Origin of the sequence: Kribbella sp. NPDC003557 (genome assembly GCF_040610805.1) — a bacterium.
GTDB lineage: Bacteria > Actinomycetota > Actinomycetes > Propionibacteriales > Kribbellaceae > Kribbella.
Genome location: NZ_JBEXMY010000007.1, coordinates 468,322 through 492,703 on the forward strand (window position 1 = coordinate 468,322; position 24,382 = coordinate 492,703).

Here is a 24,382-nt window from a genome sequence, read left to right on the forward strand (position 1 = left end):
GACAGCCACGGTACGGCGACTATGCACGAGATGGGGTCACCGACGCGAAAGTCTCCAACCTGTTGCGGTAAATGACTCCGGCGTCCGTTCGCCGTCGAGAAGAAGACCAGACCCGCTCGTGATCTTCACACCGTCGACGTAGACACCCCGGCCCTGGTACAGCGGGTCGGACGTGTACCGCCAGCGGACGGTCTGCGCACCCACTCCGAGGTCGGCGGTGACCTGGTGCCAGTGCCGGTCGCCGGAGCCGCTGATCGAGCCGTCGGTGTCGAGCGCCGAGCCGCGGTCGCGGACCGTGAACGGAACCTTCGTCCAGGTCGTTCCGTCCGTGGACGTCTCCAGGTACAGCAGGTCGGTGTCCTCGGTGTCGACGAACAGGTCGAACGCGAGCCGAGCGCCCTCGGCCGGTACGGCGACCTTCGCGTCGAGCGTGCTGGTGGCGTTGTCCGTCGTCCCGGAGAACCAGGCGTCCTTGCCGTGCCGCGGGCCGACGCCGAGGGCGAGCGCGAGGCCCTGCGCGACCGCGCGGCGGGCCGGGTTGTTGCTGCCCCAGTTGCGGCTCGGGTGCACGCGGTTGGTGAGCAGGATCGCGAACGAGCGGGAGTCGAAGTCGATCACCAGCGACGTGCCGGTGTACCCGGTGTGGCCGGCCGTCCGCGGCCCGGACAGGCCGCCCATGTACCAGCGCTGGTTGAGCTCGAAGCCGAGGCCGTGGTCGTTGCCGGGGAAGCCCTGGTTGAAGTTCGTGATCATCGCGGTCACCGAGGATTCCTTGAGGATCCGGGCACCGCGGTAGCTGCCGCCGTTCAGGAACGTCTGGGCCAGCACGGCGAGGTCGTCGGCGGTGCTGAACACGCCCGCGTGTCCGGCGACGCCGTCGAGCGACCAGGCGTTCTCGTCGTGCACCGAGCCCCACACCATGCCGCGCGGCGGCGCGGACTGGTACTCGGTGGCGGCGATCCGCTGCTTCTTCTTCGGGTCCGGGTTGTAGCCGGTGTCGCGCATCTGCAGCGGTTTCGCGATCCCGTCGGCGACCAGCTTGTCCAGCGTTTTCCCGGTCACCCGGTGGGCCAGCTCGCCGAGCGCGATCAGGTTCAGGTCGCTGTAGAGGTACGTCGTGCCGGGCGCGTTCTGGAGTTTGGCGGTCAGCGCCATGTGCAGGCGGGACGCGGGATCGGGCTGGGCGCTCCACAGCGGGAGCCAGGACGGAAATCCGCTGGTGTGCGTGAGTGCTTGCCGGACCGTGACGGTTTCCTTGCCGTTTTCCGCGAACTCCGGGATGTAGGTCGCGATCGGCGCGTCCAGGTCGACCTTGCCCTTCTCGACCAGCTGCATCGTGACGATCGAGGTGAACAGCTTGGACACCGAGGCCAGGTCGAAGATCGTGTCGGTGCGCATCGGGATCTGCTGGTCCGGCGGCAGCTCGGTGCCCTGCCCGTCGGCGTACTTCAGCGCCAGGCCGGTGGCCGTCCGGGTGACGATCTTGCCGTCGTGGCCGAGCAGCGTGACGGCGCCCGCGTACAGCGGCTTCGCCGTACCGCTGGGCTGGGTCCAGGCGGCGACCTGGGCCAGCGCGGCGTCGATCGGCGCCGGATCCAGGCCGGCCTTGGCCGGGGTCGCGTCACGCAGCAGCGTGGTCTTCGGCGCGTAACCGGCGTACGGGCGGTCGAACCGCCCGGCGCTGTGGCCGGAGTTGTTGTTGGCAGCAACAGCAGGGGAAGCCATCGTGAGTATCACCGCAGAGACAGTCGTGAGTGCGGCCCACCTCTTCATCGGTGAGCTCCCTTGTACAGCAGGTACTTCGCGCGCCGGGCCGTCCAGGCGTCGGTCTCGGACTTCCAGGCTGCCACGATCTCCTCGGCGGTCGCATCCGCCAAAAGCATGGTCCGGAATCGGTCCGATCCGGTCAGCAGATCGATCCACCGGCCGGGTGGGGTCTCCGCCCGCCAGGTGAAGTCGGGGTAGAGCTTACGGGCCTCGACGATCATGTGCGTCGCCGCGGTGATCGCCTCGACCCGGTGCGGGTCGGTGATCTGCACCTGGACGCCGCCGCAGAGCACGTTCGCGTTCTTGCTGATCGTCGGCGTGAAGTACGCCTCCCGGAACGCGACACCCGGGATGTTCTTGGTCTGCAGGGCCTGCGCCCACTTGTAGTCGACGTACGGCGCGCCGATCAGCTCGAACGGCCGGGTCGTGCCGCGGCCCTCGGACATGTTGGTCGCCTCGAACAGGCACAGGCCCGGGTACAGCAGCGCGGTGTCCGGGGTCGGCATGTTCGGGCTCGGCATCACCCAGGTCAGGCCGGTGTCGTCGAACAGCTGGTCCCGCTTCCAGTTCTTCGCCTCGATGACGGTCAGCTGCTTCAGCCGGCCGCCGTTCGGCTCCAGCGGGAGGTACTCGGCGTCGAACATCCGGGCCAGCTCGCCGACCGTCATGCCGTGCTGCTGGATGATCTCCTTCTTGCCGACCCCGGAGGTGTAGCCGGGTTTCAGCATCGGGCCGCGGGCGTAGCCGCCGACCGGGTTCGGCCGGTCCAGGACGACGAACCGGGCGCCGGTGCGGACCGCGGCGAGCATCGCCTCGAACATCGTCCAGATGTAGGTGTAGAACCGGGCGCCGACGTCCTGGATGTCGAAGACCACGGTTTCCACGCCGGACTGGGTGTAGAGCTTCACCAGCTTGTCGGCGTTCGCGCCGTAGGCGTCGTACACCATGATCCCGGTGCGCGGGTCGACGTGGTCGCCCTCCGAACCGCCGGCCTGCGCGCTGCCGCGGAAACCGTGTTCTGGACCGAACACGGCGACGATGTCGACCTTGCCCGAGGCGTGCATGGTGTCCACGACGTGGCTGAAGTCGGGGAGGATGCCGGTCGGGTTGCTGATCACGCCGACCTTCTGGCCGGACAAGGCCCGCCAGCCGTCGTTCGCGAGCACCTCGGCGCCGGTCATCACCTTCCGGTGCGACACGGCCTGCGCGGCCGGTACGTCGATCAGCGGGGCGGCGGCCAGCGCACCGGCACCGGCCAGCAGATTGCGTCGTTTCATGATCTCTCCTCGGTACCAGGCGGGTCAGCGGCGGAAGGACAGGTGGGCGGCGATCGCGCGGTGATCGCTGGCGGCCTCGGCGACCGGGACCTCGGCGGGCACTTCCGCGCTCCGCACGGACACCCCCTTGCCGACGGTGACGAAGTCGATCCGCTTGCTCGCGGCGACCGCCGGATAGGTGTTCGGCCCGCCGACGGTTTCCCCGGCGGCCGCCCACGAGTCGGTCAGCCGCGTCCAGAGCGGCGCGAGCTCCGGCGCGGAAGCCTCCGCGTTGAAGTCACCGACCAGGATCTGCAGATCCTGACGCCGGTCCTGGGCGAGGATCCGCAGCGTGTCCGCCACCTGCAGTTGCCGCACCGTCGGATCGCCGCGGTAGTCGAGGTGCGTGCAGTAGACGTGCAGCCGCCGCCCGCGCACGTCGACCTCGACCTCGAGGAACCCCGGCGCCGGCGCGGGGACCGGATTGGGATCCTGGGTCGACAGTCTGGTGATCGGGTGGTTCTCCGCGTGGACCAGCGGGAACCGGGACAGGATCCCGACCCCGTACTGCCGGCGCGGCTGACCGGCGGCCGGCGGGTCGAGGTCGTAGATCGGCGCGAACGCCGGATACATTCCGAGCTTTCCGGCCAGTTCCGCGATCGTGTCCAGCCACTGGCTGCGGTCGCCCCAGTGCACGTCGACTTCCTGGAGTCCGACGATGTCCGCGTCGAGCGCCTTCACCGCCCGCGCGGTCCGGTCGAGGTCGAAAACGTTGTCCTCGCCGGCCCCCGCATGAATGTTGTACGAGGCAACGGTCAGGTGGGTCTCCCGCGGGTCGAACGTGAGCCCGTGACCGAACGGGTGCAGCACCGGCGCCGGGTCGGAACTGTTCGGGTCCGGCTTCGCGGGAATCTCCACCGGCAGCTTGCCGGTGGGCGCCAGCTCGCCGTACAGCACCTTGGCGAGGGCCTCCATCGACACCGCGGTGCTCCCGTACGTGACCAGGGTCGTCGTCGGGTCGTCGAAGTAGGCGACGTCGTACGGATCGCGGACCGGGACGACGATCACCGGGCGGCCGGTGGCGAGCAGGCCGTTGACCAGCTTCTGCTGTTTGGCCAGCTTGTCGGTGACCTCGGTGTCCCAGGCTTTGTTGGTCAGCACGACGGTCAGATCGGCGGCGGCCGAGGCGGCCAGCGCGTCGGTGATCTTCGCGTCGCTCGGCGCCGTGCCGGTGTCCTTCACGACGGTCGTCGCCCCGCGGCCCTGCAGCGCCGTGGCCAGCGCCGTCGGGCTGTAGCCGGTGACGACGATCGTGCGCGGCGCGGGGGAGAGCGGCAGCAGCCCGGCGTCGTTGCGCAGGAGCGTCGTACTGCGATCCGCGATCCGCTGGGCCTCCGCGTAGTTGGCCGGCGTACCGACGACCTTGGCGATCCGCGCCACGTCGACGTACGGCCGGTCGACGAGGCCGCCGGTGTACTTGAGCTTGAGGATGCGCGTGACGCTCTCGTCGATACGCGCCTCGGAGATCCGGCCGCCGCGGACGGCGTCGAGCACCGAGTTGTACGCCAGGCCGGGATCGACCGGCATCAGCAGCTGGTCGACACCCGCCTCGATCGCCCGCAGCGGGATCTCGGCGTCGCCGTACTTGTCCCGGACGCCCTTCATCCCCAGCGAGTCGGTGATCACCACGCCGTCGAACCGCAGCTGCTCGCGCAGGATCCCGGTCAGGATCGGCCGGCTCAGCGTCGCCGGGTCGCCGGACGGGTCGAGTGCCTTCACCACGATGTGGGCGGTCATGATCGACTCGATGCCGGCCCGGATCGCGGCCTGGAACGGCGGCAGGTCGATCGCGGTCCACTGCTCCCGGGTGTGGTGGATCTCCGGGATCCCGACATGGCTGTCGGTCTCGGTGTCGCCGTGGCCGGGGAAGTGCTTCGCGGTCGAGACGATCCGGCCGTCGCGCTGGTACCCCTTGACCTGGGCGGCGACGATCTCGGCGGCCAGCGCCGGGTCGGAGGACGCCGAGCGGACGCCGATCACCGGGTTGAGCGGGTTGACGTTGACGTCCGCGTCCGGGGCGAAGTCGGTGGTGATGCCGAGCGCCTTCAGTTCGCGGCCGGCGATCGCCCCGGCGGACCGGGCGAAGTTCGCCGAGCGGGTCGCGCCGAGCGCCATCCCGCCCGGGAACTGGGTCGCGGGCGGGCCGACCCGGACGACCGAGCCGTACTCCTGATCGGTGCTGATCTGCAGCGGGATGCCGGTGGTGGCCAGCGACGCGGCCTGCAATCCGTTCGACAGCCCGGCGATCTGCTCCGGGGTGCGGACCGAGTCGGTCCAGGTGAAGTAGATGACGCCGCCGAGGTTGAACTTCGCGACCACCTCGGCCGGCGTGGCCACGCCGTACAAGGTGGTGTTGCGCGCGTCCGCGGTGGCGGCGGTCGGGCCGTAGGCGTAGAGGACGAACAGCTGGCCGACCTTCTGCTCCAGCGTCATCCGGCGCAGGGTGTCGCGGACCCAGCGGTCGGTGTGAGCTGTTGCTGCGGAGGCGGCGGCGGTTCCGGCGACCGTCGATCCGGCGACGGTGGCCGCCGCGAGTCCGAGGGTCTGGCGTCGGGTCAGTTCCATCGGTGTCACCAACTCAGTCCGGGCGGGCAGGGGCGAACGCCAAAGTAATTGAATTACAGATACTCCCCCGCGACGCGAAAGTTACCCACGCGCACACAGCGGGTCAAGCCCCGGTGACACCTGGTGGGATGCTGTGGCCGGTGTCGCCAGGGCGAGTACGCCGTCTGGGCAGGGCAGGTGGGTGACCGCAAGGCCGGGTGCGGAGTCGACCGGGCCGCCGTCGAGCGGCATTTCGCGGCGGAGCCCCGATCGGCGTAGTCCGAGACCGAGCGCCTTGCCGACCGCTTCCTTGGCCGTCCACAGGCGCAGAAACGCCTCCAGTTGATCCGGCTGCCCCGCCAGCCACGCCACCTCGCGTTGGGCGAACCAACGGTCCGCCAACGGCCGGAAATCCCGAGGCGTGAGCTCCTCGAGATCGATCCCCACCGGCCCGCCGTACGACGCGGCCACCGCGATCCGCCGCGGCGAGTAGCTGACACTCACAGCCAGCCCGGGCACCTGCGGCCGACCGGCCTTGTCGTGCGTGAGCGACGGCCGATCGACCAACGTCCCGGCGAGCTCGAGCAGCAGGTCGTGGGCGGAGCTGCCGGCCGATGCCAGCCGGACGTGTACCGGGCTACCCACCGCAAGAAGATAACTTGTCGACAAAGTTCCAGAACTGGTCCCCTCGGGCGGTCCGGAACTGGATCTGTAGGGCGTACCGGTATTTCTCTACCTTCGAGACATGACCACTGTGTGCGAGATCCCCGCAGTCGCTGTCGATCGTCTTCTGGGCAGCCAGTTCGTGCGGCTGCTGGTGATGGTGTTCGGGTCCGGGTTGAGCATGTACCTGCTGACCTCCGTGGTGCCGATGTACCTCGCGGCCAACGGGTCCGGTGGGGTCGGGGCCGGGCTGTCGACGGCCGCGATGATGTTCTCGGCGGTCGGTGTCGAGCTGGTCGTGCCGCGCATGCTGGCTCGCTGGGGGTACCAGGTGGTGCTCGCGGCCGGGCTGGTGTTGCTCGGGGCGCCGTCGTTGGTGCTGCTCGTGTCGGCGTCGCTGCCGGTGGTGCTGACCGTCTGTGTTGTCCGCGGCGCGGGGCTGGCGATCCTGGTTGTCGGCGCGGTGGCGCTGGTCGCGGATCTCGCACCGTCGAGCCGTCGCGGTGAGGCGCTCGGGGTGTACGGCGTGGCGGTCGGCGTGCCTGCGGTGATCGGGCTGCCGCTCGGCGTCTACCTGACGCACGTGGTCGGCTTCGGCGCGCTGTTCGTACTGGCGGCGGTCGCCTCGCTCGGCGGGCTCGTGATGCTGATCGGTCTGCCGGCGCGGGTCGCGGTCGAGGAGCAGCACGTCAAGGTGCTGGGCGGCGTACGGCGGAGCGGCCTGCTGATGCCGACTCTCGTGTTCGCGGCGGTGACTGTCGCGGCCGGGATCAGCGTCACCTTCCTGCCGCTGTCCGTTGCTTCGGGCAAGCAGTCGATGGTGGCGACGGCGCTGTTGCTGCAGGCGGTCGCGGCGCCGGCGGCGCGGTGGCTGGCCGGGCGGTACGCCGATCGCGTTGGTCCCGCGAAGCTGCTTGCGCCCGTGCTGGGCTTCGCGGTGATCGGCGCCGGGGCGCTGGTGTTCCTGCCGAGCGCGGCCGCGATCCTGATCGGCTCGACCTGCTTCGGGATCGGCTTCGGTGCGGCGCAGAACCTGACGCTGGCACTGATGTACAACCGCGTCGACCGTTCCCGCTACGGCCAGGTCAGCGCGCTGTGGAACCTCGCGTACGACGGCGGCTGGGGACTCGGCGCGCTGGCCTTCGGGGCGGTCGTCAGCGGCACCGGCTACCCGCTGGCGTTCGGCCTGACCGCCGCGGTCGTCGCGCTGGCCGTCGTACCGGCGCTCCGCGCCCGCGCCTGACCGCCGAGTCGTGGCGATTGGCTGTCGCCAGGAAACGCGAGTCGTGGATTGTGGCTGTGTGAGCTAGCCGATTTCCACGACTCGGCGGGCGGTGGTCAGAGTTTGCGGAGGCGGACCCAGCGGACTGCGTGGTCCTGGCCTTTGCGGAGGACCAGGGTGGCTCGGGAGCGGGTGGGGAGGATGTTTTCGCGGAGGTTGGGGCCGTTGATGCCGTCCCAGAGGGACTCGGCCTTCTTGATCGCTTCTTCGCGGCTGAGCTCGCCGTACCGGACGAAGTACGACTCCGGGTTGCGGAACGCCGTCTCCCAGAGCTTGAGGAAGCGGGCCACGTACCAGGAGCGGATGTCGTCGGCGGCGGCGTCGACGTACACCGAGAAGTCGAAGAAGTCGCTGACCGCGAGACCGCTCTTGCCGTCCGCGTGCCGGGGCGCCGGCTGCAGGACGTTCAGGCCCTCGAGCAGCAGGATGTCGGGCTGCTCGACGGTCGTCCGGACGCCGGGCATCCGGTCGTAGTGCAGGTGCGAGTAGACCGGCGCCTCGACCGTGTCCATCCCGGACTTCACCTCGACCACGAAACGCAGCAGGGCCTTGCGGTCGTACGACTCCGGGAAGCCCTTGCGCTGCATCAGATTCCGGCGCTCGAGCTCGGCGTTCGGCCAGAGGAAGCCGTCGGTGGTGACGAGCGCGACCCGTGGGTGCTCGGGCCAGCGGGCGAGCAGTTCGCGCAGCAGGCGCGCGGTCGTCGACTTGCCGACGGCAACCGATCCGCCGATCCCGATCACGAACGGGGTGCGGGTCTCGACCTGTTTGCCGAGGAATCCCTCGGTGTCCGCGTGCAGCGCGCGGGCGTGCCGGACGTAGAGCGAGAGGATCCGCGACAGCGGCAGGTAGACCTCGCGGACCTCGTCCATGTCGATCTCGTCGCCGAGACCGCGCAGCCGCTCGACCTCGTCCGCCGTCAGCGGGGAGATGGTGGTCTCGGCCAGTTGCGCCCAGGTGGCCCGGTCGAGCTCGGTATAGGGAGTCACCTCCCGCGACGGCTGCAGCATGTGGCCCATTCTTCCCATCGGCAGGGGATGCACCCACACCGGACCGGAGTGGCCTTGGTCTCAGCTTCGACACGGCCGGCTCAGCTACGGAACGGTCTCGAAACTTTCGGTCACCGTTCGGTGACCGTCCGGTATGTCAGGATCAGCGCTCGATGACCGCCGATTCCGCCTGGCTGGGTACGCAACGCCTGCCCGAGGTGACTGTCCACGCGTCCGGGGTGCTCGCCCAGACGATCCGGGCCGAGCTCCGGCAGATCCGTCGTTTCCGCACCGACGTCCAGGTCGCCGTCTGTACGGTGAGCCGGGCCCGGGAGACCGCGCTGTGGCGTGAGGTCGAGGCCGCCGTCCCCGAGCACGGGCTCGGCGTCGAGGGTTTCGTGGTGGTGCGACGAGGCAACGACCTGGTGGTCGCGGCCGAGGGCGGGCACGGCCTGCTGTACGGGTACTTCTACCTGCTGCGGTACTTCGAGTGGATGAGCGGCGACTTCACCGTCGTCGAGCAGCCCGCCGTACCGATCCGGATGCTGGACCACTGGGACGAGCTGTCCGGCGCGGTCCGGCGCGGGTACTCGGGCGACTCGATCTTCTTCCGCGACGGCGAGGTGGTGCCGGACCTGACCCGGGTCCGGACGTACGCACGGTTGCTGGCCTCGATCGGGATCAACGCGGTCGCCCTCGCGAACGCCGAGCTGCCGGACGTGGCGCGGCTCGCCGGCGTTTTCCGGGACTACGGGATCGCGGTGAGTCTCGCGATCGACTTCGTCGACGATCCACGAGACGTTCGGGTCGCGCGCTGGTGGGCGGCCGCGATCGCCCGGGTGTACGACGTGGTGCCGGACCTGGGCGGCCTGCTGGTGCGGACGGCCCGCGACCCCGAGGGCGCGAACCTGCTGGCCCGGGCGGTGGCGCCGTACGGCGGAACGGTTTTCTGGCGAGTTTCCGGCGCGGAGCCCGGGCAGGACTGGCGCGATCGCCGGACGGATCGGGCGCGGGCGGCGTACGACGCGGTCATCCCGCTGGACGGACGGTTCGAGGAAAACGTTGTCTTGCAGATCCAGCACGGGCCGCTCGACTTCCAGGTTCGCGAGCCCGTCTCCCCGCTGCTCGGGGAAATCCAGGAAACCGTGTTCGGTGTCGAGCTGCAGGTCACCCAGGAGTACTCCGGCCAGCAGCAGGACCTGTGCTACCTGGGGCCCTGGTGGCGGGAGATCCTGCAGTTCGACACGAGCGGCGGCGGTGGCGCGGCGGTCGCCGACCGGATCGGCGCGATCGTTGCCGTGTCCAACGTCGGCGACGACGCCAACTGGACCGGCAACAAGCTTGCGCAGAGCAACCTCTACGCATTCGGGCGGCTGGCGTGGGATCCGGCCGCGGACCCGGTCAGCCTGTTGCACGAGTGGGCCGCCGCGACGTTCGCGATGGACGACCGGACCCGGAGCGAGCTGGTGACGATCATGGCCGGCTCGTGGCAGACGTACGAGCGGTACACCGCGCCGCTCGGCGTCGGGTTCATGGTGACGCCGGGGACGCACTACGGGCCGAGCGTGAACGGGTACGAGTACTCGGGCTCGGGCAGGTACCACTTCGCGGACCGCTACGGCGTCGGCGTGGACCGCACGGTGAAGACGGGCTCGGGCTTCACCGGCCAGTACCCGGAGCCGCTCGCGAGTCGGTACGAGGACCTCTACGCGTGCCCCGACGAACTGCTGCTGTTCTTCCACCACGTGCCGTACGACCACGTGCTGCAGAGCGGGAGCACGGTGCTGCAACACATCTACGACACACACTTCCAGGGGTACGCCGAGGTCGAGGCGATGGTCACGCGCTGGCGGGTGATCGCCGAACGCTTCGAACCCGCCGTCCGGGCCAACATCACGTCCCGCTTCGAGACCCATCTGGCGACCGCGCGCGAGTGGCGGGACCAGGTCAACACGTTCTTCTACCGGCTGAGTGGCGTAGCGGACGCCCAGGGACGCACGATCCACCGGTAGCCTGGTCCGAAAGTTTCGGATCGGGAGGCATCGTGGCCGAGCGGCCGACCATTGCGAAGATCGCCGAGCAGGCCGGGGTGTCGGTGCCGACCGTCTCCAAGGTGCTGAACGGGCGCTCGGACGTAGCCGCGGCGACCCGGGCTCGGATCGAGAGCCTGATCCAGGAGCACGGGTACCGGCGGCGCAGCGCGAGCACGACGGCCGGGCCGATGATCGACCTGGTGTTCAACCAGCTCGGCGGCGAGTGGGCGATGGAGCTGATCCGCGGCGTCGAGGAGGTCGTCCGCGCCGAGGGCGTCGAGCTGGTGCTGTCCGAGTGCGGCGGGGCGTTGCGGCCGCGGCAGGAGTGGATCGAGTCGGTGCTGAACCGGCGCCCGCTAGGCGTGATCATGGTGTTCTCGGACCTCGACGCCGACCAGCGCGCCCAGCTGGAGGCGCGGCGGATCCCGTTCGTGGTCGTCGATCCGGTCGGCGACGTGGGCGACGACGTACCGTCGATCGGCTCGGCGAACTGGAACGGCGGGCGGCTGGCGACGACACACCTGCGGACGCTCGGCCATACCCGGATCGGGATGATCGGCGGGCCGATCACGACGCTGTGCTCACGGCAGCGCGTCGACGGATACACCGACGCGCTGCGCTCGACCGGCGTCGAGGTCGACCCGGCGCTGATCAGGTGGGCCGACTTCGAGGTCGGCGGCGGCCACCGCGAGGCGCTCGCCCTGCTCCGGCTCGCCGACCCGCCCACCGCGATCTTCGCCGGCAGCGACATGCAGGCGCTGGGCGTCTACCAGGCCGCGCGCGAACTCGGCCTCGAGATTCCGCGGGACCTGTCCGTCGTCGGGTACGACGATCTGCCGATGGCGGACTTTGTCACGCCGCCGCTCACGACCGTCCACCAGCCGCTGCAGCAGATGGCCCAGCTCGCGACCCGGGTCGTCCTCGACCTGTCCCGCGGCAAAACCCCCACCGCCCTCCGCCTCGACCTGGCCGTGGACATGCGAGTCCGCCAATCCACCAGCCGTCCACCCGACCAACACTGAAGGCCGCGCTGCTCCGGCGGGTCGTCGAGTCGTGGATCGGGGTCGTTGGCATCGGCGTATCGGCGGCCGGAATCCACGACTCGGCGGTCCGGTCGGGGGGAGGCTGCTGTGGGGGAAGAGGGCGGTTAGGGTGGGCTGCATGATCGTCGGCGTGGGTATTGATGTGGTCGACGTGGATCGGTTCATGCGGACGCTGGAGCGGACGCCGGGGTTGCGGGATCGGGTGTTCACGGCCGTGGAGGCGGTGAAGCCGCCGGCGTCGCTGGCGGCCCGGTTCGCGGCCAAAGAGGCGTTGGCCAAGGCGCTCGGGGCCCCGGCCGGCATGCACTGGCACGACGCCGAGGTGCAGACCGACGAGACCGGGCGGCCGTGGCTGGAGATCACCGGCACGGTCGCGGCGCAGGCGGCCAAACTCGGCGTCCAGAGCCTGCACCTCTCGCTCAGCCACGACGCGGGGATCGCTTCGGCTGTCGTTGTCCTGGAGGGCTGACCTATGCGGCACGCGCACACTGTCGAGCAGGTCCGGGCGGCCGAGGCCGCGCTGATGGCGAAGCTGCCCGACGGCGCGCTCATGCAGCGCGCGGCTGGTGGTCTCGCGGTTGCCATTGGCAACTTTCTTGGCGGGACGTACGGCGCGCGTGTCGTGCTGCTGATCGGGTCCGGCGACAACGGCGGCGATGCGCTGTACGCCGGGGCACGGCTGGCCCGTCGCGGCGCGAAAGTCACGGCCGTACTCCTGTCGTCCAAGGTCCACGAGGGGGGTCTTGCGGCGCTGAGGGAAGCCGGCGGGCGCGACGTCGCGACGGCCGGGGAGATCCGGGCGGCGGGCGGGACTCAGGCGGCCAGCGATACCCAGGCGGCTGGCGAGTTTCAGGCGGCCGGTGGGGTTCGGGCGGCCGGCGAGATTCAGGGGGCCGGGGAGATTCAGGGGGTCGGCGAGGTCTCCGGTCTCGTCGCCGACGAGATCGCCGCTGCTGATGTCGTGGTCGACGGGATCGTGGGGATCGGCGGGCGGCCGGGCCTGCGCCCGGACGCGCTCGCCACGGTGCGGTTGGCCGAGCGGTACGGCGTACCGATCGTCGCCGTGGACACCCCGTCCGGCGTCGACGTGGACACGGGTGAGACTCCCGAGGCGCATGTCAACGCCGCGCTCACCGTCACGTTCGGCACGCACAAGATCTGCCACTTCGTCGACCCGGCCGCGACCGCCTGCGGCCCGGTCCACCTTGTCGACATCGGCCTCGACCTTCCGGCCGCGGAGGTCCAGGCGCTGCAGGCGTTTGACGTACGCGCGCTCTATCCAGTCCCGCACGGTGAGTCCGACAAGTACTCCCGTGGCGTGCTCGGCCTGATGGTCGGGTCCGCGCAGTACCCGGGCGCCGCCGTGATCGCCACGTCCGGCGCTCTCGCCGGCCCGGTCGGCATGGTGCGCTACATCGGCCCCGACGCGGTCGCGAGCGCGGTCCGCGAGGCCCACCCCGAGGTCGTCGGCGACGGCCGGGTGCAGGCCTGGACGATCGGTTCCGGACTCGGTGACGACTTGGACATCCCGCGCATCCGCGACCTGCTGGACGCCGACGAGCCCGTAGTCCTGGACGCCGACGGCCTGAAAGCACTCGACGACTCGGGCGACCACGTCAACGTCCTCGTCACTCCCCATGCAGGCGAACTCTCTCGCCTCCTAGGCGTGGACCGAGCCACCGTCGAGGCCGAACGCCTGAAGCACGCGCGCCTAGCAGCCGAGCGATTCGACGTCACGGTCCTCCTCAAGGGGTCGACGACTGTGATCGCAAGCCCCGACGGCGAGATAAGAGTCAACACCAACGCCACCCCTTGGCTCGCCACCGCCGGCGCAGGCGACGTCCTAGCAGGCCTGTGCGGCTCGCTGCTCGCCGCAGGCTTATCCACCCTGGACGCAGCCGCCGTAGGCGCCTACCTACACGCCGCCGCAGCCAACCTCGCATCAGCCGGCGGCCCAATCACCGCCATGACCATCGCCCAAGCCGTCCCCGAAGCAACCCGCCGCCTGCTGGCCTGAACTTCGGCCGCGGACGCTGCTGCCCGACGGCGTGTGCCTTCACGCCGCAGCCAGCCTGGCGTCGGCTGATGGCCCGACCACCGCGATGACGGTCGCCCATCTCCCGAGACGACCTGCTGCCTGCTCGCCTGAACTTCAGCTGGGCGTGGGTTTGCTGCTGGCGGGGTACGTCCGCGCTGTCGCGGCCAGCCTGGCGTCGGCTGGTGGCCCGATCATCGCGATGACGGTCGCTCGCGCCCTCCCCGAGGCATCCTGCGGCTTGCTGGCCTGAACTTCAACTGGGCGTGGGTTTGCTGTTGGCGTGTACGTACGCGCTGTCGCAGCCGGCCTGGCGTCGGCTGGCGGGGTGATCACCGCGAGGACGGTGGCCCACGTCCTTCGCGAGGCGACCCGCTGCCTGCTGGCCTGAACTCGGCCGGGGGTGGGGTTGCTGTTGGCGTGTACGTGCGCGCTGTCGTGGCCGGCGTGGCGTCGGCTGGCGGGGCGATCATCGCGGTGACGGTCGCCCGCGTCTTTCCCGAGGCGACCCGCCGCTTGCTGGCCTGAGCTTCGGCCGGGCGTGGGGTTGCTGTTGGCGTGTACGTGCGCGCTGTCGTGGCCGGCGTGGCGTCGGCTGGCGGGGGATCATCGCGGTGACGGTCGCCCACGCCCATCCCGAAGCAACCGGCCGCTTGCTGAGCTGAGCTCCAGCCGGGGAGGCTCTTCGGACTAGTGGCAGGTCGACCGCGACCACCGATCAGTTCACGACGCGCGTGCACCGCATGCGGCCTCGGAGCCGACGCGCACGCGTACGCGGCGATGCTGCTTGACCAGTTGGCGCCTGCGAGACCACGCGGCGGCCGCCCGCCGGCGCCAGCCGGCAAGCCCGGCGGTAGCCGGTGCTTCCCGGCGGTAGCCGGTGCTTCCCGGCGTCGGCCGGTACTCCCGGCGGTAGCCGGTGCTTCCCGGCGTCAGCCGGTACTCCCGGCGGTAGCCGGTACTCCCGGCGTTAGCCGGATGCGATGCTCCGGGCGGTAGCCCGGGGGTGGGTGGGAGCGCGCGGAGTGGGTGCGCTGAGGAGCGGAGCGACGAAGTAAGCGCCCGCGGAGCACGCGTGGGCTCGTCGTGCCGCCGTACCTGGGCGCGCGGTTGATGTTGCGAGCGGGACGAGCCGGACGTAGGACTGGAGCGTTGCCTCCGCCGCCCTTGGAGTGTGCTTGTGAAGCGATTCGTGGGGTTTGTGGTTCTGGTTGTCCTGGCCGTCCTGCCGGTTCCGGCGCAAGCGCAGGTGCGGGCTTATGTCGCCGACGCGCGGACGAAGATCGACGTGATGGGGGAGTGGGCTCACCCGGACGACGACACGAGCATCATCGGGCCGTGCGGCGTCTGGCATCAGCTGTACGGCGTGAAGTGCGGCGTGATCATGGTGACCCGCGGCGAGGGCGGCGGGAACGCGACCGGCCCGGAACTCGGCCCGGACCTGGGTCTGCGGCGTGAGAACGAGGACCGTGTCGCGCACTACCGCTCCGGGACCGTCGACATCTTCAACCTCGACCGGATCGACTTCTTCTACAACCAGAGCGCGCCGCTGACGCAGTACTTCTGGGACGAGCAGGAGACCCTCCGCCGGGTCACCCGGGTGATCCGCGAGACGCAGCCGGAGATCTACATCGGCTTCACGCCGACCCTCGCCGCAGGCCACGGCAACCATCAGCAGGCCGGCCGGCTGATCTGGGAAGGTGTGCTCGCGGCCGCGGACCCGACCATGTTCCCGGAGCAACTGAAGGGCCCGCACGCGCTGAGCACCTGGCAGGTGAAGAAGGTCTTCTCCGGCGGGAGCACCGCAGGCACCGGCGGTACGACGGCAGCGGCGAACTGCACCACCGGATTCACCCCGACCGGCCTCGACACGGTCGCGGGCGTCTGGACCGGCTACAACTCGCCGTACACCTGGCCGGCCGGCAACTCGCAAGGCCAGCCGGCGGGTACGCCGAAGATCTGGCAGCAGGTCGCCGACGAGGGACGCGCGGCGTACCCGACGCAGAGTCGTGTGATGTACAAGGGCACGTCGGTGCCGGCCTGTCCGCGGTTCGGGATGACCGAGTCGTTCGTACCGTTCCAGCCGAACAGCAGCCCGCTGGCCGGCCGCGACGACGCGATCCTGTTCGGCGCGAAGAAGCCCGATCCGGGCGGGTTGCCCCTGGGAACGCTGGAGTACCTCACGTTCTCGCGGTTCTACAACGTCGCCGGCGAGCCGTTCCAGGCGACGGTGCACCTGCGCGCACCACACGGAAAACTTGCCGCCGGCAACGTCCAGCTCAGCGTTCCGGCCGGATGGTCGGTGGACGGTCCGCAGCAGGTACGCCCGAAGCAGGCGGCCGACCTGACGTTCACGGTCACGCCCGCGGCCAACGCTACGGTCGACCAGAACGCCAAGGTTTCCGCGCTCTACACCACCACCGAGCAAGCGACGGGTTACACGGAAAACGTTGTACGAATCGTTTCCGCCGCCGAGGGACGCTTCCAGCGCTGGGGGAACTGGCAGGAGTACGACGAGTGGCTGCAGAACACCGCGCCGCAGGCGAACCGGCTCGGCCGCTCCCAGGCGATCCAGTCGATGGGCGTCGGCCGCACCATCGACGTACCGGTGGTCGTCCACAACTGGTCGACGCAGCAGCAGAGCGGCGCGGTCACCCTCGACCTGCCACCGAACTTCACGGTCGACGCGAACGCCAAGCCGTACGACCTCGCCCCCGGCGCGGATGCCACCGTCACCTTCAAGCTCACCAACACCGACACGACCTTGCCGGCCCAGCAGAACGTCAGCATCCCGATCCGCACCGCCACCGGCAGCGAGACCCTGACGCTCACCCTCGTCCCGACGACCGCCATCCCGCAGACGCCACAGGCGCCGGTCGTCGACGGCAAGGCCGACCCGGGTGAGTACCCGGGCCCGACGCTCGACCTCGGCCGGATCTGGCAGGGTGCGAGCGGCTGCACCAGCGTCGACGACTGCGGTGTGTCCGCGACCGGTGAAGGCAGCACCGCGAAGGTGAGTTGGTCCGACGACGCGCTGTACTTCTTCATCCACGTCCGCGACGACTTCCAGTCGTACGCCGTGACGCCGGCCGAGTGCGTCGGGCACTGGCAGGCCGACTCGGTCGAGATCCTGCTCGACCCGCGCGGCACCGCGTCGCAGGACCTCAAGGACACGGCGAACACGTTCAAGCTCGGCATCTTCCCGTTCACCCGGAGCGGCGGCCCGTGCTGGGAACGGGACGCCGACAACCACCAGGGCTACTCGAGCGGCGCGCTGGACACCGGCAACGCGCCCGGCGTCCAGGTCGCGTCGACGGCGCAGTGGGTCGGCAGCAACGAGACCACAACGCCGCACGCCTACACCGGAGGCGGCTACGACCTCGAGGTGAAGGTCCCGCTCGCGGACCTGCCGTCCGCCGTGGACCCGGCGCGGCTCGGGCTGAACATCACGCCGTACGACAACGACGACACGTCCGCGCCCGGTACGACGACGTTGCGGCACATCGACATGAGCACCAGGCTCGGCTGGTCGGCGCTCGGGTCCGTGCAGTCCGACCCGTACCGCTGGGGGCTTGCCACGCTGCCCGGCTACACGCCGCCCGCGGACCGTCCGACGACACCGGCGCCGCCCGACGTGTCGAACCCGAACCTCAACGGAGCCCTGTCGCCGCAAACGATTGCGCAGTCCGCGCGCAACGGCGTACCGATCTCTGGCCGGGTGCCGACCGACGACCTGCGGGTCCTGTCCGCGACGGCGCACGGCAACGCCGTCCAGCTGGTCACGTCGTCGAAGGGATCCGGCACCGCCCGGGCGTTCCTGACCAGCGGTGAGCTCGGGGCGATCCCGGTGTGGACGACGTCGTGTACGGCGGACCCGCCGCCGGACTACGGGTTCACGCCGTGCGCGATCACCGACGGGTCGACGCCGCCGTGGTCACCGGACATGAGCGGTCACCTGGTCAAGCAGGCCACGCAACAGATCACGCGCGGAGTCCAGCACTGGACGATCCCGTTGACCGCGGCCCAACGCCAGCAGCTGAAGGATCGCGGGCACCTGCTGGTCTCCTACGAGACGACGAAGAACGAGGTCCAGGCCTTCGACATCCGCATCGCGTAACCGGCCGCCTCGCGGACCTGCTCACTCGGGTGCACCAGAGCCCCGTGCAGCAGGTCCGCTGTCGCGGGCTCGGGCGTCGCGCCACCTGTTGCCATCAGCAATGGAATGAGGCCGTACGGATCCGTGTCCAGCGACAGCTGGTCGCGCAGGACGGGCTCGGTCCAGGTCAGGGTGTGGCGGTTGACGGCGTCGATGACCGCGGCCGTCCGCTCGGCGGAGCGCAGCCGGAGAAACAGCGCCTTCGCCCCGGCGCACTCCACCTCGACGATCTGCTCGCCACCAGCGGCGAAAACGATGCCGTCGTCAGTGCGACCGACCTGCTCGAACGCAGTACCGGTCGCAAGCGTGATCGCGGTCAGCAGGTCCTTGTCCAACCAGTCGTCCGGCCGGATGACCAGACCTGTCCAGTGCTGCCCGCTCGCGGGCTCCTCACTCACTCGCGTCAGCGTAGCGCGGTGAAGTCCAGCCCACCGCCGGAGGACCGCAGCTGCAGCGCCGAGCCGTCGATCCGGTACGTCAGCTCGCCCTTCAATCCCTTCAGGACAACCGACTCCAGCGTCGCGGCGTCGCCGGTGCAGGCGCGGCGGGTGGTCGCGAGTTCGCCGAAGGTCAGCGTGCCGGTCCCGCGCGCGACGGTGCCCTGGAACTCGTTGCAGCCGGTCGAGCCGGTGACCCGTTCGCCGTTCAGCGTCAGCCAGGCCTTCTCGGAGCCGGCCTGGTGTGACGCGGACTCGCCGGTGACGACGGTCGACAGCGCCCACTTCGTCCCGTCGAGCGCGAGGTCCGGCTCCGCGGTCTGCCGGTCCAGCAGCGAGATCGTCGCCGTGCTGGTGGAGAGTTCGAGCTTGTCGCCGTCGAGCTTCCAGGCCGGCTTGGCCGCGATGACACCGGCTACCCAGCCGTCCTGGCTCTGCAGCGGTTCCATGCAGCCGATCAGCGTCGACGTCATCTCCTTGTCCAGGGACAGGTGCCCGTCGCTCGTCGACACCTTCGCCTGTGACGAATTACACCCGGCGTCGAAGGACAGGCGGCCGTCCTCAGTGAACTGCAGCCGGATCCGGGTGCCCTTCGCGAGTGCCCGCGGCTTCCCGTTCTCGGTCACCGAGGTGGACAGGAACGTGCGCCCGGTGAGCGCGGCGCCGTCCCCGGAAGCGCTCCCGGAGCCGGCTTCGTTGCCGCACGCGGTCAGCACGAGCAGAGCCGTCGCAGCGAGTGAGATCGTCCGTTTGTTCACACCCTGAGGACGCTCTCGGTGACGATCCCGTTGCAGGTGAAGGCTCCGTTAAATCAGGACCCGGGGTTGACACGCCTTGGTCACGGTTGGATAACGTCAGGCGCCGTACGCGAGAGCAACTTTCCTGGGGACCCAACCGAAGAGCTGGTCACCCGGTAGCACTGGGGCAACACCGGGCGGACCGTCAGAGACAGACAGGAACGTTTCGCATGCCCCCCTCCTCCCGATCATTCCGGAGTCGCACCCTCGTCCCGGCAGCCGTCCTCGCGGCCGGTGTGCTGGTCGCGGCGCCGATCGTCGTGCACGCGAGCAAGGACTCGCCGGTCGCGACCGCGAACGCCGCGGACAGCACGGTGACCGCCCTGCCCAGTGCCGGTCGTGTCGAGACCTGTGTCCTGGACGCGTACTCCGGATGCACGGTTCTGCACGGCTTCGGCCAGAAGCCGGTCGCGATCACCGCGACCCCCTCCGGTCCGGCGATGCTGTCGGTCGACCCGAGCCGTACGACGGACACGAGCTACCGGCTCCGTGCGCTGCGGTACGACGGCAACAAGTACGCGGCCGGCACCAAGCTGACCTACACGGCGCACTACGACTTCGCGGAGGTCGCGGGTCAGCCCACGACCCCGACGCCGTCCACCACGACGACCCCGACGAAGCCGCCGACGTCCAGCACCCCCACTGCGACGCCGACGCAAACCACCACCACCACCCCGACCAAGCCGCCGACGACGACACCTAGCTCGACGCCGACGTCCACCTCGCCGACCACGACGACGCCCACGTCGACGAGCAGCCCGAGCCAGACCTGCACCAACCCCTCGTTCGTCACCACCTCGACGAACAACCAGGGTGACGGCCGGTCGTTCGGTGCGTACTACGTCCACAACAACATGTGGAACAACGACAACGGCACGTACACGCTGAGCGCGTGCAACTACAACAACTGGTACCTCGACGTCACGCAGCCGCTGCCCGGTGACAAGGGCGTCCAGGCGTACCCGAACGTGCACAAGGACTACAGCGACGTCCCGCTGTCGAAGATCCAGTCGGCCAAGTTCGCGGCGAGTACGCCGGCCAACTGCTCGGCGTGCATCTACAACGTGGCGTTCGACGTCTGGATCGGCGACGGCCTGAACAACGAGCTGATGATCTGGACCGACAACAAGAACCAGGTCCCGGCCGGTAACAAGGTCGGCACCGTGACCTTCGGCGGCTTCACGTACGACGTGTGGCACCAGAACGGTTACACCGCGTACGTGTCCCAGGTGACGCAGAAGTCCGGGACGATGCCGCTCGCGAGCTTCTTCAACGACATGGTCTCCCGCGGCTGGGCGCCGAAGGCGACCACCTGGCAGGTCGACTACGGCGTCGAGGTCGTCTCGACCGGCAACACCAAGCAGCGGTTCAACTTCACCGACTTCTCCATCCAGGAGAACTGACCCCCAGCTCTCGCGCACCCGGCGGCCACCGCGTTCTCGCGGTGGCCGCTTAGGGTTCTGGCTGTGACTGAACTCGTGATCTTCGACAACGACGGTGTGCTGGTGGACTCCGAGCGGCTGGCCAACACGATCCTGGCGGAGCTGCTCACGGAGGCGGGTTTGCCGTACACGTTCGAGGAGGCGGTGCGGGACTTCATGGGCGGGTCGATGGCCTCGATGCGTCTGAAGGCCGAGGCGCAGCTGGGGCGGCCGTTGCCGGCGGATCTCGAGGACCGGTACCACCAGCGGCTGTTCGACGGTTTCGCGAACCTGCGGGCGATCGAGGATGTCGAGGCGGTCCTCGACCACCTGGACGACCGCGGCGTCACCTACTGCCTGGCCTCGTCGGGCACCCATCGACGGATCCGGACGGCGTTGACCGCGGTCGGCTTCCTGGACCGCTTCGAGGGCCGGATCTTCAGCGCCGAGGACGTCGCGCACGGCAAGCCGGCACCGGACCTGTTCCTGCACGCGGCCGCCTCGACGGGCGTGAAGCCGGTCGACTGCCTGGTGATCGAGGACAGCCCGCTCGGCGTCGCCGCCGCGGTCGCCGCCGGGATGAAGGTCTTCGGGTACGCCGGCATGACCGATCCCGCGAAACTTTCCGATGCTGACACGGTTTTCCACGACATGACCGCCCTGGCGGCCCTCATCGACGCCGCCTGAGACACTGGACTGACCATGCCTACTCATCAGTCACGCCCGGTCCGCGCCGAGGCGGTGGTCGATCTGGCCGCGATCCGTCACAACGTGGCCACCTTGCGTGCCCGCGCCGAGGGTGCGCAGCTGATGGCCGTCGTCAAGGCCGACGGGTACGGGCACGGGATGGTCCCGGTCGCCCGGGCCGCCCGCGAGGCCGGCGCGGACTGGATCGGCGCGGCGGTCCTCGAGGAGGCGCTCGGGCTCCGCGAGGCCGGTGACACCGGGCCGATCTTCTGCTGGCTTACCACGCCCGGTGAGCCGCTGGCGGACGCGATCGAGGCCGGGATCGACCTGTCGGCCGGTGCGCCGTGGGAGATCGACGAGCTCGCCGCCGGGGTGCGGGACCGCCCGGCGCGGGTGCACCTGAAGATCGACACCGGCATGTCCCGCGGCGGCGCCGTACCGGAGGAGTGGCCGGCGCTGATCCGCGCCGCCGCCCGCGAGCAGGCCGCCGGGCGGATCGAGATCAAGGGCATCTGGTCGCACCTGGCGTCCTCGGACGAGCCGAAGAGCCCGGTGAACGAGTCGCAGCTGGCGACGTTCACCGAGGCGATCGAGGTGGCCGAGTCGTTCGGCATCGACGCGGAGTTCAAGCACCTCGCGAACTCCGGGGCCACGCTCGCGCTGCCGGAGACCCATTTCAACCTGGTCCGGCCGGGCGTCGCGACGTACGGGCTGTCCCCGTTCGGGCATGCGCTGCCGTCGGCCGAGCTGGGGCTGCGGCCGGCGATGACGTTGCAGGCACGACTGGCGATGGTGAAACGGGTGCCGGCCGGCGCAGGTGTTTCGTACGGGCTGACCTGGACCGCGCCGCGGCCGTCGACGCTCGGCCTGATCCCGCTCGGGTACGGCGACGGCCTGCCGCGGCACGCGTCGAACGGCGGCCCGGTGCAGGTGCACGGCCGGCGCCGGGCGATCGTCGGCCGGATCTGCATGGACCAGTGCGTCGTGGACCTCGAGGACGACGAGGCGGCGGCGGGCGACGAGGTCGTGCTGTTCGGCCCGGGGACGGCGGGGGAGCCGACCGCGGACGACTGGGCCGACGCGGCCGGGACCATCAACTACGAGATCGTCACCCGCCTGGGCGCTCGCATCCCGCGCAGGTACATCGACAGCGAAAGGTAGATCAGCATGTCCAAAGCAGGGCGGACTGCTGGTCTGATCGGGGCCGCGGTCGGCGTGCTGGCCGCGGGGGCCGCGGCCGGGGTCGCGGTCGAGCGCCAGGTGATCGGGCGGCGCTCGGGCCAGCGCAAGCAACTGGAGGCGGAACCGTTCGGTTCCCAGCGCGGGACGCCGTACGTCTTCACCGCCGACGACGGCGTCGAGCTGTATGTCGAGGTGGACGAACTGAAGCGCTCCCGGCGACCCGCACCACCGCCTAAGCGTCGACTGGGCCGGAAACTGCCGCTGCCGCCCGAGGACCTGACCGTGATCTTCGCGCACGGCTACGGGCTGAACCTGGACGCCTGGCACTTCGAGCGCCGCGACCTGGCCGGGATCGGCACGATGGTCTTCTACGACCAGCGCTCCCACGGCCGGTCCGGCCGCTCGCCCAAGGAAGGCGTCAGCATCGACCAGCTCGGCCAGGATCTGTACGGGATCCTCGAGCGGTTCGCGCCGACCGGGCCGGTGATCCTGATCGGTCACTCGATGGGCGGCATGACGATCATGGCGCTCGCCGAGCAGCATCCCGAGCTGTTCGGCGACCGGGTGATCGGCGTCGGCCTGTGCTCGACCAGCGCCGGCGGGCTCGACAACGTCCCGATCGTGTTCCCCGGCAAGGTCGGCCGGCTGGCGCGGGCGCTCGCGACGCCGACGGTCGCCGCGCTGGCCCGGATCCCGGACGTGGTGGAGCGCAGCCGGAAGGCCGGGACCGATATCAGCTACCTGCTGACCCGCAAGTACTCGTTCGGGTCCGAGGTGCCGCCGGCGTTCACCGAGTTCGTCAACGAGATGATCGCGGCGACGCCGATCGAGGTGATCGCGGACTTCTACCCGATCTTCGCGCTGCACGACAAGTTCGACGCCCTCGAGCCGCTGCAGAAGGTGGAGTGCGTCGTGATCGGCGGCGACAAGGACCACCTGACGCCGTTCGACCACGCCGAGGAGATCGTCCGCCGGGTGCCCGGCGCCGAGCTGGTCGAGGTGAAGAACTGCGGCCACCTCGGCCTGATCGAGCACCACCGCGAGTTCACCGCCGCCCTCCTTGGCATGATCGAACGAGCCGAACAAGCGTTAGGGGGTGTCTGATGACCGATCTGCACGTCGTCGACGCGACCCCCGAGCATGCCGGGGAGATCGTGTCGGTGATCCATCACGCGTTCGCCGCGCGCCGGGTGCTCGATCCGCCGTCGACGCAGCTGTCCGAGAACGTCGCGACCGTGACGGCCGCGATCGAGGAACACGGTGGGCTGCTCGTTCTCAGCGACGGCGTGCCGCTCGGCGCGATGCTGTTCGAGCAGGTCGGCGATGTCCTCAACCTGCGCCGGGTGTCGGTCGACCCGCGGCACCAGGCCCGCGGCGTCGCCTCGGCGATGGTCGGCTGCGCCGAGGAGGTCGCCGTACGGCGAGGGCTCAGCCGGGTGAACCTGATCGCTCGGGTCGAGCTGCCGGACACCGTGGAGTTCTGGCACCGGCGCGGGTACTCCGTCGTGGACCAGCAGGCGCACAACCTGATCTTCGCCAAGGCGATGCCGGTCGAGCTGACCGTGCCGACCGCCGACGACATGCGGGCGATCGGCGAGGAGCTGGCCGGGCAGTTGCGGGCGGGCGACGTCCTGGTGCTGTCCGGGGACCTGGGCGCGGGCAAGACGACGTTCACCCAGGGGCTCGGCGCCGGGCTGAAGGTGCGGGGCGCGATCACCTCGCCGACGTTCGTGATCTCGCGGGTGCACCCGTCGCTGGTCGACGGTCCCGCGCTGGTGCACGTCGACGCGTACCGGGTCGGTGGTTTCGCCGAGCTGGACGATCTGGACCTGGACGCGAGCCTGGAGGACGCGGTCACCGTCGTCGAGTGGGGGCACGGGCTGGCCGAGGGGCTCGCGCCCGATCGGCTCGACATCGTCGTGACGCGGGGCGACGACGACACCGACGAGACGCGCGCGCTGCGGATCACCCCGGTAGGTCCGCGGTGGGCCTCCTCGGGTGTTCGCGTGTCCGCACTGGAGAAGAACTGA

Annotated in this window: 19 protein-coding genes; 12 read left to right on the plus strand and 7 right to left on the minus strand. The window is 70.0% G+C overall.

The window, feature by feature from the left end:
- Positions 1–36: 36 nt before the first annotated feature.
- From ABZW60_RS30635 to ABZW60_RS30650, 4 genes are all read right to left on the minus strand, one after another.
- Entirely contained in the window at positions 37–1,725 is a 1,689-nt protein-coding gene (locus ABZW60_RS30635; RefSeq protein ID WP_355482660.1) for a serine hydrolase domain-containing protein, read from the minus strand.
- Between the two features lie 44 nt (positions 1,726–1,769).
- On the minus strand, positions 1,770–3,044 hold the full coding sequence (locus ABZW60_RS30640) for a DUF1343 domain-containing protein (protein ID WP_355482662.1): 1,275 nt from the start codon (positions 3,042–3,044) through the stop codon (positions 1,770–1,772).
- Between the two features lie 24 nt (positions 3,045–3,068).
- The gene (locus ABZW60_RS30645; protein WP_355482663.1) at positions 3,069–5,648 is read right to left on the minus strand and encodes a glycoside hydrolase family 3 N-terminal domain-containing protein; all 2,580 of its coding nucleotides are present in this window, start codon (positions 5,646–5,648) and stop codon (positions 3,069–3,071) included.
- 81 nt (positions 5,649–5,729) lie between these two features.
- Entirely contained in the window at positions 5,730–6,272 is a 543-nt protein-coding gene (locus ABZW60_RS30650; RefSeq protein WP_355482665.1) for a 4'-phosphopantetheinyl transferase superfamily protein, read from the minus strand.
- 100 nt (positions 6,273–6,372) lie between these two features.
- Between ABZW60_RS30650 and ABZW60_RS30655 the strand changes: the two genes are divergently transcribed.
- Positions 6,373–7,533, plus strand: coding sequence for an MFS transporter (locus ABZW60_RS30655; protein WP_355482667.1), 1,161 nt, complete (start codon positions 6,373–6,375; stop codon positions 7,531–7,533).
- A 95-nt stretch (positions 7,534–7,628) separates the two neighbouring features.
- On the opposite strand, the gene coaA is transcribed toward ABZW60_RS30655, so the two are convergent.
- Positions 7,629–8,582 (minus strand): type I pantothenate kinase, encoded by a 954-nt coding sequence (gene coaA / locus ABZW60_RS30660; protein WP_355482669.1) that lies wholly within the window; start codon positions 8,580–8,582, stop codon positions 7,629–7,631.
- Positions 8,583–8,734: 152 nt separating this feature from the next.
- Here coaA and ABZW60_RS30665 point away from each other — a divergent pair, with 152 nt between their 5' ends.
- The 6 genes from ABZW60_RS30665 to ABZW60_RS30690 all read left to right on the plus strand — a co-directional run bounded on the left by ABZW60_RS30665 (position 8,735) and on the right by ABZW60_RS30690 (position 17,789).
- Positions 8,735–10,573 (plus strand): alpha-glucuronidase, encoded by a 1,839-nt coding sequence (locus ABZW60_RS30665; protein ID WP_355482671.1) that lies wholly within the window; start codon positions 8,735–8,737, stop codon positions 10,571–10,573.
- Positions 10,574–10,605: 32 nt separating this feature from the next.
- Complete coding sequence (locus ABZW60_RS30670; protein WP_355482673.1) at positions 10,606–11,616, plus strand: LacI family DNA-binding transcriptional regulator; 1,011 nt, start codon at positions 10,606–10,608, stop codon at positions 11,614–11,616.
- Between the two features lie 139 nt (positions 11,617–11,755).
- Positions 11,756–12,106 carry a holo-ACP synthase gene (locus tag ABZW60_RS30675; RefSeq protein ID WP_130384581.1) on the plus strand — a complete coding sequence of 117 codons (351 nt, stop codon included), beginning with the start codon at positions 11,756–11,758 and terminating at the stop codon, positions 12,104–12,106.
- Positions 12,107–12,109: 3 nt separating this feature from the next.
- Positions 12,110–13,654: an NAD(P)H-hydrate dehydratase gene (locus ABZW60_RS30680; RefSeq protein WP_355482675.1), complete on the plus strand. Its 1,545-nt coding sequence runs from the start codon at positions 12,110–12,112 to the stop codon at positions 13,652–13,654.
- Positions 13,655–13,799: 145 nt separating this feature from the next.
- Positions 13,800–13,925, plus strand: a complete 126-nt coding sequence (locus tag ABZW60_RS30685; protein WP_355482676.1) for a hypothetical protein — start codon at positions 13,800–13,802, stop codon at positions 13,923–13,925.
- A gap of 939 nt (positions 13,926–14,864) precedes the next feature.
- The gene (locus tag ABZW60_RS30690; RefSeq protein ID WP_355482678.1) at positions 14,865–17,789 is read left to right on the plus strand and encodes a PIG-L family deacetylase; all 2,925 of its coding nucleotides are present in this window, start codon (positions 14,865–14,867) and stop codon (positions 17,787–17,789) included.
- Here the strand turns inward: ABZW60_RS30690 and ABZW60_RS30695 are convergent.
- Positions 17,738–18,226 carry a hypothetical protein gene (locus tag ABZW60_RS30695; RefSeq protein WP_355482680.1) on the minus strand — a complete coding sequence of 163 codons (489 nt, stop codon included), beginning with the start codon at positions 18,224–18,226 and terminating at the stop codon, positions 17,738–17,740. The two genes, ABZW60_RS30690 and ABZW60_RS30695, sit on opposite strands and share 52 nt — an antisense overlap.
- A gap of 5 nt (positions 18,227–18,231) precedes the next feature.
- Positions 18,232–19,023 carry an META domain-containing protein gene (locus tag ABZW60_RS30700; protein WP_355482681.1) on the minus strand — a complete coding sequence of 264 codons (792 nt, stop codon included), beginning with the start codon at positions 19,021–19,023 and terminating at the stop codon, positions 18,232–18,234.
- A gap of 209 nt (positions 19,024–19,232) precedes the next feature.
- Between ABZW60_RS30700 and ABZW60_RS30705 the strand changes: the two genes are divergently transcribed.
- From ABZW60_RS30705 to tsaE, 5 genes are all read left to right on the plus strand, one after another.
- Positions 19,233–20,465: a hypothetical protein gene (locus ABZW60_RS30705; RefSeq protein ID WP_355482683.1), complete on the plus strand. Its 1,233-nt coding sequence runs from the start codon at positions 19,233–19,235 to the stop codon at positions 20,463–20,465.
- 63 nt (positions 20,466–20,528) lie between these two features.
- Entirely contained in the window at positions 20,529–21,170 is a 642-nt protein-coding gene (locus tag ABZW60_RS30710) for an HAD family phosphatase (protein WP_355482685.1), read from the plus strand.
- 15 nt (positions 21,171–21,185) lie between these two features.
- Positions 21,186–22,331 (plus strand): alanine racemase, encoded by a 1,146-nt coding sequence (gene alr, locus ABZW60_RS30715; protein ID WP_355482687.1) that lies wholly within the window; start codon positions 21,186–21,188, stop codon positions 22,329–22,331.
- A gap of 6 nt (positions 22,332–22,337) precedes the next feature.
- Positions 22,338–23,456: an alpha/beta hydrolase gene (locus ABZW60_RS30720; protein ID WP_355482689.1), complete on the plus strand. Its 1,119-nt coding sequence runs from the start codon at positions 22,338–22,340 to the stop codon at positions 23,454–23,456.
- Complete coding sequence (tsaE, locus tag ABZW60_RS30725) at positions 23,456–24,382, plus strand: tRNA (adenosine(37)-N6)-threonylcarbamoyltransferase complex ATPase subunit type 1 TsaE (RefSeq protein ID WP_355482691.1); 927 nt, start codon at positions 23,456–23,458, stop codon at positions 24,380–24,382. Before ABZW60_RS30720 ends, tsaE begins: the two co-directional genes overlap by 1 nt.